The organism is Alishewanella longhuensis, from assembly GCF_014653435.1.
Classification (GTDB): Bacteria; Pseudomonadota; Gammaproteobacteria; order Enterobacterales; family Alteromonadaceae; genus Alishewanella; species Alishewanella longhuensis.
This window is the reverse complement of the sequence record NZ_BNAO01000027.1, coordinates 1-623: the sequence shown is the minus strand read 5'-3', so window position 1 is coordinate 623 and position 623 is coordinate 1. Positions and strand designations below refer to the sequence as shown.

Here is a 623-nt window from a genome sequence, read left to right as displayed (position 1 = left end):
GAGAAGAAAGAGATTGTAATTCATCGAAACAGTCCATTACATTCCACCAGCCATATTGGGCGAGGCGCATTTTGAACTGAATCAAACCTTTGACCCAAATTAGAGAATCACAGATTTTCTTTTTCCAAGGTCGCAAAAAATGTCCTTTTGTAATTATGCTGACTGCGGTCAGAACGACATAAACCACAACAACAGAATTGATTATCTGCATACATAACCGGGCCAGAGTCGCTAGTCGAAATAGTGTTAACATTACATTTACCTCGTGTTGTTTTTTTTCGTTTTCCAATAATAGAAATCTTTTTGCGTTGAGTATAGATATAGAAAGCTATAGAATAAGACAGTTCGGAGAATTTTCTCTCACTATTTCCACTTACCTTTACTCACCTTTACTCAATCGCATAAGATTTCCATAATATTGAATATTTGCTTTCTTATCTATTATTGAAATCGACTCAAAATAGATTTGATGGAATAGTCTATCTTTCTTGCCGTCTCTTCTACCTCCCTAAGAAAGCGGAGACCGAGCTGTAAAAAAAGCTCAATATTCAGCACGAGAAACAGTGCCAAAAGTCTTTCTACGAATCCGCAGAAACTAACCAAAAGTTTCACATGGAATATCA

General features: G+C 36.3%; 1 protein-coding gene. It reads right to left on the bottom strand.

What is annotated here, in order from left to right; translation table 11 throughout:
• On the bottom strand, positions 1-211 hold a 211-nt coding region (locus IE163_RS17910; protein ID WP_229833645.1), incomplete at its 3' end, for a hypothetical protein.
• Positions 212-623: the final 412 nt, after the last annotated feature.